Source organism: Phytohabitans houttuyneae, assembly GCF_011764425.1.
GTDB lineage: Bacteria > Actinomycetota > Actinomycetes > Mycobacteriales > Micromonosporaceae > Phytohabitans > Phytohabitans houttuyneae.
Genome location: NZ_BLPF01000003.1, coordinates 1,064,857 through 1,079,691, shown reverse-complemented (window position 1 = coordinate 1,079,691; position 14,835 = coordinate 1,064,857). Strand labels below are relative to the sequence as shown.

14 protein-coding genes are annotated in these 14,835 nt (G+C 72.8%); 5 read left to right on the top strand and 9 right to left on the bottom strand.

Features of this window, described 5'->3' with window-relative positions; translation table 11 throughout:
• Positions 1-59: 59 nt before the first annotated feature.
• Both Phou_RS39810 and Phou_RS39805 read right to left on the bottom strand, forming a co-directional pair.
• Entirely contained in the window at positions 60-701 is a 642-nt protein-coding gene (locus Phou_RS39810) for an AfsR/SARP family transcriptional regulator (RefSeq protein WP_173067455.1), read from the bottom strand.
• A gap of 345 nt (positions 702-1,046) precedes the next feature.
• A complete protein-coding gene (locus Phou_RS39805; protein WP_173067452.1) occupies positions 1,047-1,694 on the bottom strand; it encodes a TetR/AcrR family transcriptional regulator in 648 nt (215 codons plus the stop codon).
• Positions 1,695-1,920: 226 nt separating this feature from the next.
• Here Phou_RS39805 and Phou_RS39800 point away from each other — a divergent pair, with 226 nt between their 5' ends.
• Together Phou_RS39800 and Phou_RS39795 are read left to right on the top strand one after the other, a co-directional pair.
• Positions 1,921-2,550, top strand: a complete 630-nt coding sequence (locus Phou_RS39800) for a DsbA family oxidoreductase (RefSeq protein WP_173067449.1) — start codon at positions 1,921-1,923, stop codon at positions 2,548-2,550.
• Positions 2,551-2,647: 97 nt separating this feature from the next.
• Positions 2,648-2,911, top strand: coding sequence for an amphi-Trp domain-containing protein (locus Phou_RS39795; protein ID WP_173067446.1), 264 nt, complete (start codon positions 2,648-2,650; stop codon positions 2,909-2,911).
• Between the two features lie 38 nt (positions 2,912-2,949).
• Here Phou_RS39795 and Phou_RS39790 read toward each other — a convergent pair whose 3' ends face one another.
• The 3 genes from Phou_RS39790 to Phou_RS39780 all read right to left on the bottom strand — a co-directional run bounded on the left by Phou_RS39790 (position 2,950) and on the right by Phou_RS39780 (position 5,376).
• Complete coding sequence (locus Phou_RS39790) at positions 2,950-3,489, bottom strand: GNAT family N-acetyltransferase (RefSeq protein WP_173067444.1); 540 nt, start codon at positions 3,487-3,489, stop codon at positions 2,950-2,952.
• Positions 3,490-3,582: 93 nt separating this feature from the next.
• Positions 3,583-4,560: a sigma-70 family RNA polymerase sigma factor gene (locus Phou_RS39785; protein WP_173067441.1), complete on the bottom strand. Its 978-nt coding sequence runs from the start codon at positions 4,558-4,560 to the stop codon at positions 3,583-3,585.
• Between the two features lie 51 nt (positions 4,561-4,611).
• Entirely contained in the window at positions 4,612-5,376 is a 765-nt protein-coding gene (locus Phou_RS39780; protein ID WP_173067438.1) for a hypothetical protein, read from the bottom strand.
• A 148-nt stretch (positions 5,377-5,524) separates the two neighbouring features.
• On the opposite strand from Phou_RS39780, the gene Phou_RS39775 reads away from it, so the two are divergent.
• Both Phou_RS39775 and Phou_RS39770 read left to right on the top strand, forming a co-directional pair.
• Positions 5,525-6,094 carry an RNA polymerase sigma factor gene (locus Phou_RS39775; protein ID WP_173067435.1) on the top strand — a complete coding sequence of 190 codons (570 nt, stop codon included), beginning with the start codon at positions 5,525-5,527 and terminating at the stop codon, positions 6,092-6,094.
• Positions 6,087-6,974, top strand: coding sequence for a hypothetical protein (locus tag Phou_RS39770; protein ID WP_173067431.1), 888 nt, complete (start codon positions 6,087-6,089; stop codon positions 6,972-6,974). Before Phou_RS39775 ends, Phou_RS39770 begins: the two co-directional genes overlap by 8 nt.
• A gap of 8 nt (positions 6,975-6,982) precedes the next feature.
• On the opposite strand, the gene Phou_RS39765 is transcribed toward Phou_RS39770, so the two are convergent.
• A complete protein-coding gene (locus tag Phou_RS39765; RefSeq protein ID WP_218579497.1) occupies positions 6,983-8,260 on the bottom strand; it encodes an aminotransferase class I/II-fold pyridoxal phosphate-dependent enzyme in 1,278 nt (425 codons plus the stop codon).
• On the bottom strand, positions 8,257-11,298 hold the full coding sequence (locus Phou_RS39760; RefSeq protein WP_173067428.1) for a putative bifunctional diguanylate cyclase/phosphodiesterase: 3,042 nt from the start codon (positions 11,296-11,298) through the stop codon (positions 8,257-8,259). Before Phou_RS39760 ends, Phou_RS39765 begins: the two co-directional genes overlap by 4 nt.
• A 143-nt stretch (positions 11,299-11,441) precedes the next feature.
• Between Phou_RS39760 and Phou_RS39755 the strand changes: the two genes are divergently transcribed.
• The gene (locus tag Phou_RS39755) at positions 11,442-12,200 is read left to right on the top strand and encodes an N-acetyltransferase (protein WP_173067425.1); all 759 of its coding nucleotides are present in this window, start codon (positions 11,442-11,444) and stop codon (positions 12,198-12,200) included.
• A 52-nt stretch (positions 12,201-12,252) separates the two neighbouring features.
• Here the strand turns inward: Phou_RS39755 and Phou_RS39750 are convergent, their stop codons facing one another.
• Positions 12,253-13,008 (bottom strand): class I SAM-dependent methyltransferase, encoded by a 756-nt coding sequence (locus tag Phou_RS39750; RefSeq protein WP_173067423.1) that lies wholly within the window; start codon positions 13,006-13,008, stop codon positions 12,253-12,255.
• Positions 13,009-13,018: 10 nt separating this feature from the next.
• Positions 13,019-14,755 (bottom strand): aminotransferase class V-fold PLP-dependent enzyme, encoded by a 1,737-nt coding sequence (locus tag Phou_RS39745; protein ID WP_173067420.1) that lies wholly within the window; start codon positions 14,753-14,755, stop codon positions 13,019-13,021.
• Between the last annotated feature and the right edge of the window lie 80 nt (positions 14,756-14,835).

The following is a 14,835-nucleotide window of genomic DNA, read 5'->3' as shown; positions in this document are numbered from 1 at the left end:
TGGCGCGGGCGGCGCGTGGCCGCGGTGTGGCGCGAATGCCACGGTCGGTTGGTGATTGATCAGTCGGCGGTGAGGTACCGCGAGACCAGCGAACGCATCCCGATGCCCGGCTCGATGCCCAGGTCCGCGCGGACCAGGTCGCGGTAGCGGCGGTACTGCCGGACGGCCTCGTGCACGTTGCGCTGCACCAGGTGCAGCTCGACCAGGAGCTGGGCGGCGCTCTCCCGCAGCGGGTCCATCCGCATGACCTGGAGCAGGTACGGCAGCGCCTCCGCGGGCCGGCCGGCGGTCAGCAGCCGCTGCGCCGCCACCTCGATCGCCTGCACGGTGAGCATCCGGACGTGTTCGCGTGGATGCTCCAGCCACGGCTCGTCCCAGCCGGTGAGCAGCTCGCGGTCGCATCCGTCGGGCGGCGGCGGGGTCTCGGTGGCCGGCCACGCGCCGTGGACGACGTTCTTGGCCCACTCGGACGCCGACGCCAGGTCCACGGCGACCCGCTCGGCGATGGCGAGCGTCTGGCCGTCGAGGTCGAGGAAGTCGGCGCCGGTCCGCTGCAGACGCCAGAGCGCGGTGCGCAGGTCCGAGCTGGCGCGGGACTGCGGGCTCTCCGGCCACAGCAGCCCGGACACCTCGGCGCGGCTTGCGGGTCCGTGCACGGCCAGGACGGCCAGTACGCGGGCGGAGCTGCGCGCGATGGTCACGCGAACACCCTGGCGTCGCGCCTGGAACGCCCCGAGCAGCCGCAGCGTGAGTGCGCCCGCCCTACCGCAGGTTTCGGTGTGCTGACCTTGCCCGTCCGATATGTTGCATTGACACGGCTGCCCCACCTCGCCCCCCTCAGCGATAAACAGAATGTAGGGGAGCCACCACTCTGAGTTAATCCACTTGCCAATGGATTGCCCTAATCGAGTTGATTTGCCGCGCACGCCGTAATAGACCTTGAATCCGCCCGTCTAGGCCGGAGCCTGTTGATCAGGGACTTCATGGTCGGACACACCGGCCGACGCGCCCATTGACTCCCTGATCAACCGCCGCGGCGGGTCGGCTTAGAGGTGGCCTGCCTCGCCGAGGCGGAACATGACCTCTTCCATCTGGTCCCGGGTGAGCGGCGCGGCCGGCAGCGGGTGGGCGGCGCCGGCGCGCAGGCCGTCGAGGAGGAAGCCCACGCTGCGCCGCCACGCGTCGGGCGCGGCCTCGCTCGTGTGGCGCACCAGCATGGCGGTGGACCAGAAGATGAAGAGCAGGTCCTCGCGGGTGAAGTCGGCGCGGAGCAGGCCTTCACGCTGCGCGCGGTCGATGATGTACCGCTCGCGCTCCTCGGTCGCCCGGCAGATGACCGTGAGCTGCTCGGACGCGTACCGCCGGGAGATCACGTCGTTGAGGGCGGGGCAGCTTGCCTGCAGCTCGCACACGCCCATGACGTAGCCGGCGAACCCGGTCCACGGGTCGCGCTCGGCGATCGCCCGCCTGGCGACCGCGCCCAGGCTCTCGGCGGCCAGCTCGGGCATGACGGCGTCGATCAGGGCCTCGCGGCTGCCGAAGCGGTTGTAGAGCGTGCCGGAGCTCACCCCGGCCCGCTGGGCGATCTCGTCGAGGGGGACGTGCAGCCCCTTCTCCTGGAACGCCAGCAGGGCGGCCACGCGGAGCTTCTCGATGTTGCGGCGCGCGTCCGCGCGCAGAGTGCCCTTCGCCATGTCCCTGCCCCTAAGTTGACGGTGTCCCCAAGTTTAGTGCTACGGTTCGACACGCAAGTTGAGGACTACGTCAAGATACCGGGAGCGGCGTCGTGGACGACACCCAGGTGGAGGCCGTCGAGGCCCCCGAGGACGAGGAAGCGCCGGTCGCTCTCGTCATGGTGGAAGCGGACGGTGCGGACGTGTGCGCCGCCGACGGCACGTGCTGGTAGCGAGGAGGACACGCGTGAAGATCGAGGTCTGGTCCGACATCGTCTGCCCGTGGTGCTACATCGGCAAGCGCCGCCTGCAAAACGCGCTCGCCCGGTTTGACCACGCCGGTGACGTGGAGGTCACCTGGCGCAGCTTCCAGCTCGACCCGTCCCAGCCGCGCGGTGAAAACCAGCCGACGACCGACATGCTCTCCGGCAAGTACGGGGTGGCGCCCGCAGAGGCCAAGGCCATGCAGGACCGGGTCACGGCGCTCGCGGCCGAAGAGGGCCTCACGTACCACCTGGACAGGTCGCTGACCGCCAACACGTTCGACGCGCACCGGCTGACCCACTTCGCCGCCTCGCGCGGGCTGGCCGACGGGATCCACGAGCGGCTCTTCCAGGCGGCGCTCATCGAGGGCGAGGCGGTCGACGACACCGAGACGCTGGTCCGGATCGGCACCGACGCGGGGCTGGCGGCCGACGAGGCGCGCAAGGTGCTCGACACCGACGCGTACGCCGACGACGTCCGCGAGGACATCCGCCAGGCCCGCGCGCTCGGCGCCAACGGGGTGCCCTTCTTCGTCTTCGACCGCACGTACGGGATCAGCGGCGCGCAGCCCATCGAGGTCTTCCTGCAGACGCTGGAGCGGGCCTCCTCCTGAGTGGACGGTCCGGCACCGTGCGCGGCCGCCTCGCGCGCGGCTGGTTGAATGTCGGCGCAGGCGCGCCCACGGGGGCGGCCCCGACATCGGAGGTCCCGTGACCGACACGACGCGAGACGTCGAACGCATGTACTCCACGCAAGAGGTCGTCGCCAAGCTGCGGCGCCTCGCGGACGCGCTGGAGTCCGAGACGCCGTTCCGGATCCAGATCGCCGGCGAGCGGATCCGCGTTCCCGCCCGCGCCCAGTTCTCCATCGAGCACGAGCGGGGCGAGGACGAAGAGGAGATCGAGTTCCAGCTCAAGTGGACGCTCGGGGAGGACGACGAGGACGAAGACGGCGACGAGGACGCTGACGTCTAGCTCGCCCCGCGGGTGCCGGGCCGCGGGCCCGGCACCCCTCACCTCAGCTCGCCTTCGAGCAGCCCCATCGTGTACTTGTCGAGCCACCGGCCGCCGCGCCGGAAGACCTCGCGCAGCCGCCCCTCCTCGGTGAATCCGACCCGGCGGTACACGGCGAGGGCCGCCGCGTTCTCGGTCACCACGGTCAGCGTCACCTTGTGCAGGCGCATCGACTCGAAGCCGTACCGGCACGCGGTGCGCACCGCGTCGGTCGCGAACCCCTTGCCCCAGTACTCCTTCTCGCCGAGGTAGATGTCCAGGTCGGCGCAGCCGGTCTCCGGCTCCGCACCGTGCAGCCGCACCAGCCCGATGAGCTGCCACCCGGTCTCGTCGCCGGCCGGCGCGTCCACCCCGAAGAGCACGTCGTCGTACGTGTTGCGGGGGCGCTCCGCGAGCCACGCCCCCACCCGGGCGAGCGTCTGCGGGTAGCCGGCGTCCATCCAGCGCATGACCTCGGGGTCGTGGTTCCACCGCCACAACGCCTCCGCGTCCGCCGGCTCCATGGCCCGCAGCCGCACCCGCTCGCCGTGCACGAACATGCACCCTCCCCCGTCTGGCCGTCCCCGGCATCATCGCTCAAGGCCGGCGGCGGCTCACCCGAGTTCCACGGAGCCCGAGCGCGGGGCAGAGGCTCACCCGAGTTCTGAGGGACACCCGAACGCGGCGGCCAGGCCGGGCTCGCCGAACGCGTTGATCCGCCGGATCCCGCCGGCCGCGACGGTGAGCACGACCACGCCGTACGCCCGGTACACGCCGTCGCCGCCGTCCACATAGGCCACGACGGCGGGCTGCCCGTTGGCGCCGGTCGGCACCATCCGCCAGCGGCCCGCACCGAACACGTGCCGGACGAGGAAGGGCAGGCAGGTCGCCACGCCCGCGTACCAGGTGCGCTGCGGCGTCGCCTCCAGCACCAGGTCGTCGTGGAGCAGCCGGCGCAGCGCCTCGGGGTCGGCGTTCTCGATCGCCTCGATGTACCGGTCCAGCAGCGCCCGCCGCTCCGGCTCGCTCGGCTCCGCCACGTCGTCGCGGGCCGGGGCGACCTCGTCCAGCCGCCCGCGCGCCCGCTGCAGCGTGCTCTTCACGGCGGCGACCGTGGTGTCGAGGATCTCGGCGACCTCGGCCGCCGAGAACGCGAGCACGTCGCGCAGGATCAGCACCGCCCGCTGCCGCGCGGGCAGGTACTGCAGGCTCGCCACGAGCGCCAGCCGCATGCTCTCCCGCGACGCCACGATCTCGCCGGGGTCCTGCGCGGACGGCGCGACGAGCGCGTCCGGTACCGGCTGCAGCCACGCCACCGACTGGTCCGCGGCCAGCGGCGCCGCGGGGTCGGCGGCCGGCCCGCCGAGCCCGGACGGCAGCGCCCGGCGCTCGCGCCGCTCCAGCGCGGTCAGGCACGTGTTGGTGGCGATCCGGTACAGCCACGAGCGCACCGACGCGCGGCCCTCGAACCGGTCGTACGCCCGCCACGCCCGCAGGTACGTCTCCTGCACCGCGTCCTCGGCGTCCGCCACCGAGCCGAGCATCCGGTAACAGTGCGCGAGCAGTTCGCGACGCAGCGGCTCGGCCGCGGTCGTGAAGTCGCCCGGCGCCTCGGTCCTCGTATCAGTCATGGCACTCCCTCCGACCTTACGACCCGGCTCGCCGGCCAAAGGAATCGGAGGTCAGGAGGGTCGGCCGGCGATGATCTCGCTCAGCCGGTCGCCGAGCCGCGCGACCGGCTGGTGGAAGCGCTTCTCCCGGCGCTGCGCGCGGGCCAGCCGCCGGGCCCACCGCTCGCCCGGCCGGTGGTAGAACCACCGCGCCCACGGGGCCTTGGGCCGGGCCAGCCGGATCGCACCGGCGTAGAGCAGGATCGGAAAGAACAGCCCGATCAGGCCGGTCCACAGCTTGCCCTTGAGGACCGTCACGACGGCGAGCCCGAGGTTGAGCAGGGCCAATGCGATCCCGGCCACCCAGCCGGCGATGCCGCCCTCGTCGTCGGCCTTGATGAGGTCGGTGAGGTTTTCCGGGAAGACGCCGAGCACGAGCAGGCCGGTCACCGCGCAGGCGGCGAACACGGCGGTGACGGACTCGCGGCCCTCCTGCGACCAGTACACGTCCTGCAGCCGCAGGATCAGCGCGAACTCGTCCAGCACGAGCGCGGCACCCAGCCCGAACACCGCCGCCGCGACGGCGCGCCAACCGGCCAGGTCCGGCGCGAGCGAGAAGCCGACGATCCCGCCGAGCAGCATGAACCCGATGCCGAACACGGCGTGGTGGATGTGCAGCCCGCCGGGCGTGACGTTGCCCGGCCACCACCGCACCCCGGCCCGGATCATGCGAGTCGAAAACCGGATGGAGACAAACCCGAGCACCATCGCCGCGAAGAAGCAGAACAGCGGCAGCCGGCCGGTGTCCACAATGGTGTGTCTGAACCAGTCCCCCATGACGCCCCGAATGGAGGCTATCAGCGTGGCGGCGGCGCCGTGGCCGGGTCGTCACACTCCGCTACGAAAAAAGTTGACGCCGGCCGCAGCATGGTGGGTACGCCGTCCGTCTTCATCTCGAGTGCACGGCGAGGGGTGGGGACACCGGATGCGGGACGCGGACAGTTTCGACGAGTTCTACCGCAGCACGTCGGTGCGGCTGATGCGGTACGGGTACGCCGTGGTCGGCGACCTGACCGAGGCGCAGGACGTGGTGCAGGAGGCGTACACCCGGGCGTGGCAGCGGTGGCGGACGGTCGCCGCCCATCCACACCCGGAGGCCTGGATGCGGCTGACCGTGACGCGGCTGGCCATGGACCGGTGGCGGCGGATGGCCCGCTGGCACGCGTACCTGCGCCGCGCCGGACCGCCCGACAACGTCCACCCGCCCAACGAGGACACCGTCGTCGTGGTGGCCGCGCTGCGCCGGCTGCCGGTCGCGCAGCGGCAGGCGCTGGCCCTGCACTACCTGTTCGACCTGCCGGTCGCGGAGATCGCGGAGGAGACCGGCGTGCCGGTCGGCACCGTCACCTCCTGGCTGTCCCGCGGCCGCGCCGGCCTGGCTTCGGCCCTGGCCGGCGACGGGCCGCCCGGCACCGGCGCGCCGCCGAGAGCGACGCGGGTCGCGGGTGCCAGACCGGCCGCCAACGGCGTGTGGGAGGGAAACGGCGATGAGTGAGCTCGACCAGGCCTACCGCGCGCTGGCGCACGAGGCCGACACCGTGCGGATGGCCGCACCGCAAGCGCTGCGCACCCGCGGCGACCGGCGAGCCCGCGTCCGGGTCGCCGCCGTTGCGGTCGCCGCGGCGGTCGCGGTGGGCACCGCCCTCGCCGGTACCCAGTGGGTGTTCCGGGCGGACGGCACGTCACCGGCGCCGATACCGCCGGCCGCCACGCCGTCGGCCACTCCCCCGCCGCCCACGGCGTCGCCGGCCGCGACCACCTCGCCGACGCCTTCGCGGAGCACGTCGACAGCACCGAGCACGCCACCGCCGACGGCCGCGCCGAAGAGCATCCCGAACAGCGCGTTCCTGCAGAAGGTCGACGCCAACGGGCCGGAGCAGGTGGCCGACACGCCGAGCGAGGACGTGCTGCCGTCACTGTGCGGTGCCTCGTTCGCCACCGACCGGGACATCGACCTCGAACGCAGCCGCCGGATCACGTACTGGAACCCGCCGTACCGGGAAGGCTTCGTGCCCGACGGCACTTTCCGGCAGACCATCAGGGTGTACGAGGCGGGCGGCGCGACGCGGTTCCTCGCCGAGGTGCGCGCCGCGGTCGCCGACTGCCCGACCGAGGACGACCGGCGCTACCGCATGCTCTCGGCGCCCAAGCGCGGCGACGAGTCGCTGATGTTCGAGCTGCGGTACCCCTTCGTGCCGCCCGACGGCGAGCCCAACGGCAACTACGACGTGCGGATGGTCTCGGTGGTACGGATCGGTGACGCGGTGACCATCCTCTACGAGACCGGCTGGGAGGCGGGCTGGTCCGTCGAGCAGGACGTGATGAACACGTTCACCAGCAAGGCGTTCAACCGGCTCCGCTCCTGGTTGGACTGATCGACGGGTCAGGAGTGAGGGCCCGGTCGCGCCTGCCGAGGCGCGACCGGGCCCCGTACCGCGCGGAGGTCGCCCCGCTCGGCCAGCACCTCCAGCGCGTCGAGCAGCCGCTCCACGTCCGCGTCGGTGTGCGTGGCGGTCAGCTGCACCCGCATGCCGACGTCGGCCCGGGACACCAGCGGGTACGCGGCCAGCGTCACGTAGATCCCCCGCCGCCACAGCTCGGTCGCCACCTCCGACAGGTCCCGCCCGGTGGCCAGCGGCAGCTCGATGATGGGGGTACCGCTGGTGTTCGGCGTCGCCACGCCCAGCTCGCGGAGCCGGTCCAGCACCCGCGCGGTCAGCCGGTACAGGCGCCCGCGCAGCAGGTCGCCGCGGGTGTCGTTCACGTCGAAGCCGGCCAGGACCGTGGCGAGCGAGGCGGTCGGCGACGGTCCACTGTAGAGGTACGGCGGCGCGGCCACCTTCAGGTGCTCCTTGACCGCGGTGGGCACGGCGATGAAGGCGAGCAGCGAAGAGTACGCCTTGGAGAAGCCGCCCACCAGCACGATGTTCTCGTAGCTCTCGCCGGACCACCGCACGACCGCGTTGCCCCGCGCGCCGTACGGCGTGGTCTCGTCCGGCCGGCGCTCGCCGAGCAGGCCGAAGCCGTGCGCGTCGTCCACATAGAGCAGTGCGCCGTACTCGCGGCAGAGCCGGGCGTACGCGCCGAGGTCCGGCGGGTTGCCGGTCATGCTGTTGACCCCGTCGACGCAGACCAGCCGCGGCTCGCCCGGCCGCGCGGCGCGCAGGCGGCGCTCGAGGTCGGGCAGGTCGCCGGCGCGGAAGCGGTGCACGGTGGCGCCGAGCCCGCGGGCGTACTGGCAGGCGTCGAAGATGGTCCGGTGCGCGTTGTGCTCGTAGATGACGGTGCCGCTGCCGGCGAGCACCGGCACGACCGCCATGTGGATGAGCGTGACCGTGGGAAGCACGAGCGCGTCGGGCGCGCCGAGCAGGTCGGCGAGGCGCTCCTCGATCTGTGGATAGAGCGCGGGGCTGCCCAGCATGCGCGACCAGCTCGGGTGGGTGCCCCACTTCTGCACGGCCGGCCCGATCGCCGCCTGGATCTCGGGGTCGAGGTCGAAGCCGAGGTAGTTGCAGGACGCGAAGTCGACGAGCCAGTGGTCGCCGACCCGGATCTCGCGGCCGCGCACCTCGTCGATGACGGCATCCATCATCGGGTGGGTGGCGGTGAGCCGGGCCAGGTCGGTGAAGCGCCCGTCCACCGGCGTGTACAACGCGCTCATGCCGCGACCTGCGCGTCCGCGAGCCAGGTGAGCACGTCGGGATTGTTCATCGGGCGGCAGAAGAGGTAACCCTGCCCGTACCGGCAGCCGGCCGCGACAAGCGCCGCGCGGTCCGCCTCCTCCTCGATGCCCTCGGCGACCACCGTCAGCCCGAGCGTGTGCGCGAGCCGCAGGATCCCCTCGACCAGTGCCCGCTGCTGCGGCTGCGTGGACACCGCGTCGATGAACGACTTTTCTATCTTGAGCACGTCCGCGGGTACCTTCCTCAAATAGCTCAGCGACGAGTAGCCGGTGCCGAAGTCGTCGATCGCGACCCGGATGCCGGCCTGGCGCAGGCGGGCCAGGTCTTGGCGGGTCTGGTCGTCGTCCCTGAGCAGCAGCGTCTCGGTGATCTCCAGGACGAGCCGGTCGGCGGGGAGCGCGGCGGCGGCGAGGCGCTGCAGGGCGCGGTCGACGAAGCCGGGGTCGCTGAACTGGCGGGCGGAGACGTTGATGCTGACGTAGGGCCCGTCCTCGCCGGACCCGCGCCACTGGGCCGCGTCGGCGAGCGCCTGCTCGATCACCCAGTCGCCGATCGGCACGATCTGCCCGCTCTCCTCGGCCACGTCGATGAAGCGCCCCGGCGCGAGCAGCCCGCGCGTGGGGTGCTGCCACCGCACGAGTGCCTCCAGGCCGGACGCGGCGCCGGTGCGCAGGTCGACGATCGGCTGGTACTGCAGCACGAACGAGCGGTCCACGATCGCCTGGTCCAGCTCCGCGCGCAGCTCCAGCCGGTCGAGCACCTGGTTGTGCAGCGCGGCCTGGTACCGGCGCCACTGGCCCTTGCCGGCGCCCTTCGCCACGTACAGCGCGAGGTCGGCCTGGCGGAGCAGGTCGTCGCCGTCGATCGCCTCGGCGGTGGTGGCGATCCCGATGCTGGCGGGTCCGTTGACCACGTTGTCGCCGATCAGGTACGGCTTGCCGAACGCGGCGACCACGCGCTGCGCCACCCGCTCCACCTCTTCCGGGTCGCGGGCGTCCTCGATCAGCGCGACGAACTCGTCCCCGCCCATCCGCGCGGCGGTGTCGCCGGCGGACAGCTCGGCGGTGAGCCGCTGGCTGGCCGCGACGAGCAGCTCGTCGCCGCAGGCGTGGCCCATCGTGTCGTTGATCACCTTGAAGTCGTCGAGGTCGATGAAGAGCACCCCGACCATGGTCTCGTTGCGGGCCGCCCGCCCCAGCGCGTGCTGGAGCCGGTCGTGGAAGAGCACCCGGTTGGGCAGGCCGGTGAGCGAGTCGTGGAACGCGCGGTGGGTGAGCTCCTGCTCCAGCCGCCGCCGCTCGGTCACGTCGCGCAGCGTGAGGACCAGGCCCGCCACCGTCGGCTCGGCGCGCAGGTCGCGGCAGGACGCCTCCACCTGCACCCGGGCGTCGTCCGGCCCGAGCGCCACCCAGTCGTCCTGCGTCATGCCGCGCTCGCCGGTGCGCAGCAGGTTGAGCATGCGCCGGGCGACGATGCGGGACGCCGCGTCCAGCAGGTCCAGCACCGGCGTGCCGGGCAGCGGGTCGCCGCCGAACATGGCCCCCGCGGACGGGCTGGCGTACCGGATGCGGTCACCGGCGTCCAGGATCAGGATGACGTCGGAGTTGTTCTGCACCAGCGTCCGGAAGTACTCCTCGCTGCGCCGCCGCGTGATCTCCCAGGCCAGCCCGATGCGGTCCAGGGCGAGCGCGGCCTGCGAGGCCAGCACCTCGATGGCCTCGCGGAGCGTGGCGAGCGTGGCCTCCCCGGCGGCGACGAAGAGCGTGCCCAGGTACGGGTCGCCCGCCGCCCGGTGGGTGACCACGAGCGGGCACTTCGCGGCGACCTCCATGTGGCCGAGCCGGCTGGTCAGGTCGGGGCCGAGCGTCGCGGTGTACACGAAGCTGACGCCGCCCCCGGACAAGGTGGCCGCGGAGTCCGGCTCGGGCTCGTCGAGCGCGAGCACCACCCGGTGCGCGTGGCCGGGCGGCAGGAGGCGGCGCACCGCGGCCTGTACCGCCTCGCTGACGTCGGCCACGTCGCTCGCGGAGACCAGCGCGGCCCCCGACTCGCGCAGCGCCCGCTCCCGGGAGACGACGCCGCGGTAGCCGCTGGCCGCGCCGTACAGCCGGGCCAGCACCAGCAGGAACATGGCGGCGGCGACGGCCGCGCTGACCCCGACGTACCGGTCGTCGTGGCGGATCGCCTGGACGATCAGGACGGTCGGCGCGATCATGGTGGAAAGCGTCAGGAGGACGACGCGCCGCACGGTCAGGGCCGAGCGCGCCGGCACCCGCGGGTCGGTGAGCGCGACCATCGACGGGTGCAGGGCGGCCAGGCCCCACGCGGCGTAGAAGACGATCCAGCCGAGGTCGATCGGGCCGCCCATCAGCCAGGACGCGCCGATGCCGAGGCGGGAGAAGCCGTACAGGACGTCCGCGACGAGCATGCCGACGCCGCCGATCGCCATCAGCAGGACCGACGGGGTCAGCCGCATCGAGATCACCAGGCGGGCGAGGATCGCGAGGACCAGGACGTCGAACAGCGGATACGCGATGGAGATCGCCTTCTGTACCCAGGTCAGGTCGTCGGCGTGCACGTACGGGTCGATGAGGAACAGCCACGACAGCAGCCCGAGGCCGATGGTCAGCGCGAGCGCGTCGAGCAGGCTCGCGCGGTCCCGGCCGGCGGCGCTGGTGCGGGCCAGGCCGATCAGGCCGGCCGCCGCGAGCGGGAAGAACAACCCCAGGTAGATGGCGTCGGCCAGCGAGGGGAAGGGCTGCGGCTGGCCGAGCACGTCGGTGAGGAAGATGTACGTGCTGTCGCCCATCGCGAACGCGAAGATCCCGACGGACAGCAGCAGCCAGGGCAGCTTCCGGCGCGGGCGGTTGCGGGCGACGCCGACCGCCACGCCCACGGCGCTCGCCGTGCCGATCGCGGTCCAGATGGCGATGTGCCAGCCGGGGCGGGCGTAGTAGACGCCCGTAAGAACGATCATCACCACGGTGAAGATGGCGATGATCCGACGGCTGGACATGATCACCTCTCCCGCGTGCGCGACCGGCCGGGGGCCTGGCACCGATTTCCGGCTGGCAGGCCAATCCGCTGGCCCCACTGCCGGGCCAATATCCGTAGGCTAACCCTCGGATGATCCGTTGAAGCAGCGTTCAGGAGCGGCCTGTGGACCTTCAGGTGGCGACGATCGCCGAACGTCCGGATCTTGCCCCCCTACTTGACGACCTCCTGGGCACCTGGCCGCGCTTCCTGCATCACCATCCCCTCTCGGCGCTCTTCTACGCCTCCGTGGCCCCCCGCCACCCGGGTTTCTGCCTTGTCGCGGTCGACAGGTCGGCGCCGGACGAGCCGGTGGCGAAGGCGTACAGCTTCCCGGTCTCCTGGCAGCCCGGCAGCCTGCCGCCCGACGGGCACGATGCCGCGATCATGACGGCCGCCGCCGACCTGCTGGACGGCCGCATCGGTCGCCTGGTGGTGGGCGTGGAGGTGACCGTCGCGGCGCGGTGGCAGGGGCGCGGCGTCTCCCGCGTGATGGTGGACGCGATGCGCACCAACGCCGCACGGCACGGGTTCGGCACGCTGCTCATCCCGGTGCGCCCCACGCACAAGCACGAGGAGCCGGAGGTGCCGCTCGCGTCGTACGCGGCCCGCACCCGCCCGGACGGGCTCCCCGCCGACCCGTGGCTGCGCACCCACGTCCGCGCCGGGGGTGAGCTCGTCGGCATCGCACCGACGTCGATGACGCTGACCGCCCCGCTCGCCGACTGGCGCGAGTGGACCGGCCTGCCCTTCGACACGCCCGGCCCCGTCGAGGTCCCCGAAGCGCTGGTCCCCGTCCATTGCGACCCGGTTCACGACACCGCGGTCTACGTCGAGCCCAACGTCTGGGTCCGCCACCAGCTCCACCCCGGCCCCGCGGGTTGATCAGGGACCTCGCGGGCGGACACGCCGGCCGCCACGCCGACCAACTCCCTGATCAACCGCGGGTGGGGCCAGTGGGGCGGGTGGGGTCGCGGCGGGCGGAGAGCAGGATCATGCCGGTGTAGCCCCAGTCGGGCAGGTCCGGGTCGGCGTCGATGCGGCGCACCGCCAGGTCGACGGTGTGCGGGGCGAAGACCTCGGTCACCCGTGCGACGTCGACCGGGACGCCGGGCCAGTCCCGCCCGCCGGCGATGGAGTAGCGGCCCATGCCTTCCATGAAGGAGGCCACGAGGTGCCCGCCCGGGCGCACCGCGCGCGTGAACGCGCGGCAGAACGCCGCGAACTCCTCCCCGTCCTCGGTGACGCTCTCCGCGACGAAGTTCATCGAGCCGAGCGCGTACCGCCCTTCCGGCAGTGCGAATGCGTCGGCGCGGGTCACCCGTACCCGGGAAAGGGCCTGGGCCAGCGACGGCGGCAGCGCCGGATTGCGCTGCCGGCACCGCGCGTAGAACGGCTCCCAGCTGGGGTCCGGACCGTCGCGGAGCTGGCGGCGCAGGTAGCCGGCGGAGGCCGCGCTGGGCTCGACCGCGTGCACGAGCCGGCTCGCGGCGGCGGCCAGCGCCAAGGGGTACAGGTTGGGGCCGGCTCCACATTCGACGGTGCGGTCGAGGGAGTCGGGCGCCAGCCGTGCGTACACCTCGCTGTGGTGGTCGATGACCGCCTCGTCGGCGCGGTGCAGCCGGCGGTAGTTTTCCGTGAGGTAGTCCTCCACCGGCCACGCGTCCCAGTCGGCGTCCCGGTTGCGCAGCATGATGTGGATCTTAGGCGGAAACCCCGGTGTCGCCGCACGGACCGGGCGCGGGCGACTCGCCGTCGAGACATCCCGGCGGCAGGTGAAACCAGCGCAGCGCCTCGAAGTCGCCGGCCAGTCCGGTCGGCCCGTCGCCGGACGGCTCCGGGTGGTCGGCCAGCAGCCGCCGCGCCTCGTCCAGGTAGCCGGCCAGCGCCTCCTCCCCCGCCTTGCGCGGCCGTGCGGGGCGGGCGAGCGTGCCGTCCGCCGCGTACATGAGGTCGCGCAGCCGCAGCGGCGGACGGCTGGTGCCGGCGCGGTGCCGCCACAGCCCGGTGCGCGGGTCGAAGCGGTAGTCGGCGAGCAGGCGGTGGCCGTACCGCGCGATCAGGTCGACCGCGTCCACGAGGTAGTCGGCGACGGTGTCGGAGATGAAGTAGTTGAAGTTGATCCGGGTCCAGCCCGGCTTGATGCCCTCGCAGCCGTGGCTGATCTCGTCCTGGAAGCGGTGCGAGTGCACGACGTCGATGGCCAGCAGCCGGTGCCCGTACGGCCCGGCGCACGAGCAGCCGCCGCGCGACTGGATGCCGAACAGGTCGTTGAGCACCGCCACGACGAAGTTGTGGTGCAGGTACCGGTCGCCGCGGCGGACGCGCAGCGAGACGATCGACAGCCGCCGGGCGTCCGGGTTGCCCAACAGCTCGACGTCCGGGTTGGCCGACCAGCGGCGCAGCGCGCGCTTCCACAGCCGCTCCTCGCTGGCCTGGATCACGTCGGTGCCGACCGCCTCCTTCAGCGCGAAGACGAGCCCGGCGCGGATCGACTCGACGATCGCCGGCGTGCCGCCCTCCTCGCGGGCGACCGGGTCGTCCAGGTAGCGGTGCGAGGTCGGGTCGACGAACGCGACGGTGCCGCCGCCCGGCACCGTGGGGACGGCGTTGCGGACCAGCTCGCGGCGGACCACCAGCACGCCGGGCGTCTGCGGGCCGCCCACGAACTTGTGCGGCGACAGGAACACCGCGTCCTTGTGGTCGGCCGCTCCCGGCGCCGACTCGCGCACCCGGATCGGCACGTACGGCCCGGCCGCCGCGTAGTCCCAGAACGACAGCGCCCCGTGCGCGTGCAGCAGCGCGGCGACCCGGTCGGCGTTGGAGAGGATGCCGGTGACGTTGGAGGCGGCGGAGAAGCTGCCGATGCGCAGCGGGCGGTCGGCGTACCGGTCGAGCAGCGCGGCGAGCTCGTCGAGGTCGATGTGCCCGTCGCGGTCGGCGCCGATCGGCACCACGTCGGCGATGCTCTCCCGCCACGGCAGCTCGTTGGAGTGGTGCTCGTACGGCCCGACGAACACGACCGGCCGCCGCTCGGGACGTGGGTGCCCGGCGGGCAGGCGCAGCTCCAGGATGCCGATCAGCTTGTTGACCGCGGTGGTCGCGCCCGAGCCGCAGAAGATGACGAGGTCGTCCTCCGTGCCGCCGACCGCGTCGTGGATGATCTGGCGGGCCTCCTCGCGCAGCCGCCCGGTGGCGAGGCCGGTGCCGGAGCTTTCCGTGTGCGTGTTCGCGTACCGCGGGAGCACGTGCGCGCGGATCGCGTCCTCGATGAAGTCGAGGGAGCGGCCGGAGGCGGTGTAGTCCGCGTACGTGATGCGGCGCGGCCCGTACGGCCCGTCGAGCACCGCGCCCTCGCCGATGATGCCGGCCCGGATCCGCTCCAGCAGCGCGGCCTTTGTCGGCTCCGCCGCCCGCGTCGTCGCGATCACGCCGGTCATATGTCGAGAGTGCGCCTCACGTCGCGGCGGCGCCAGGCACTTTCGGGCAACGGCGCTGCGTAAACCGGACAGACCGGCCG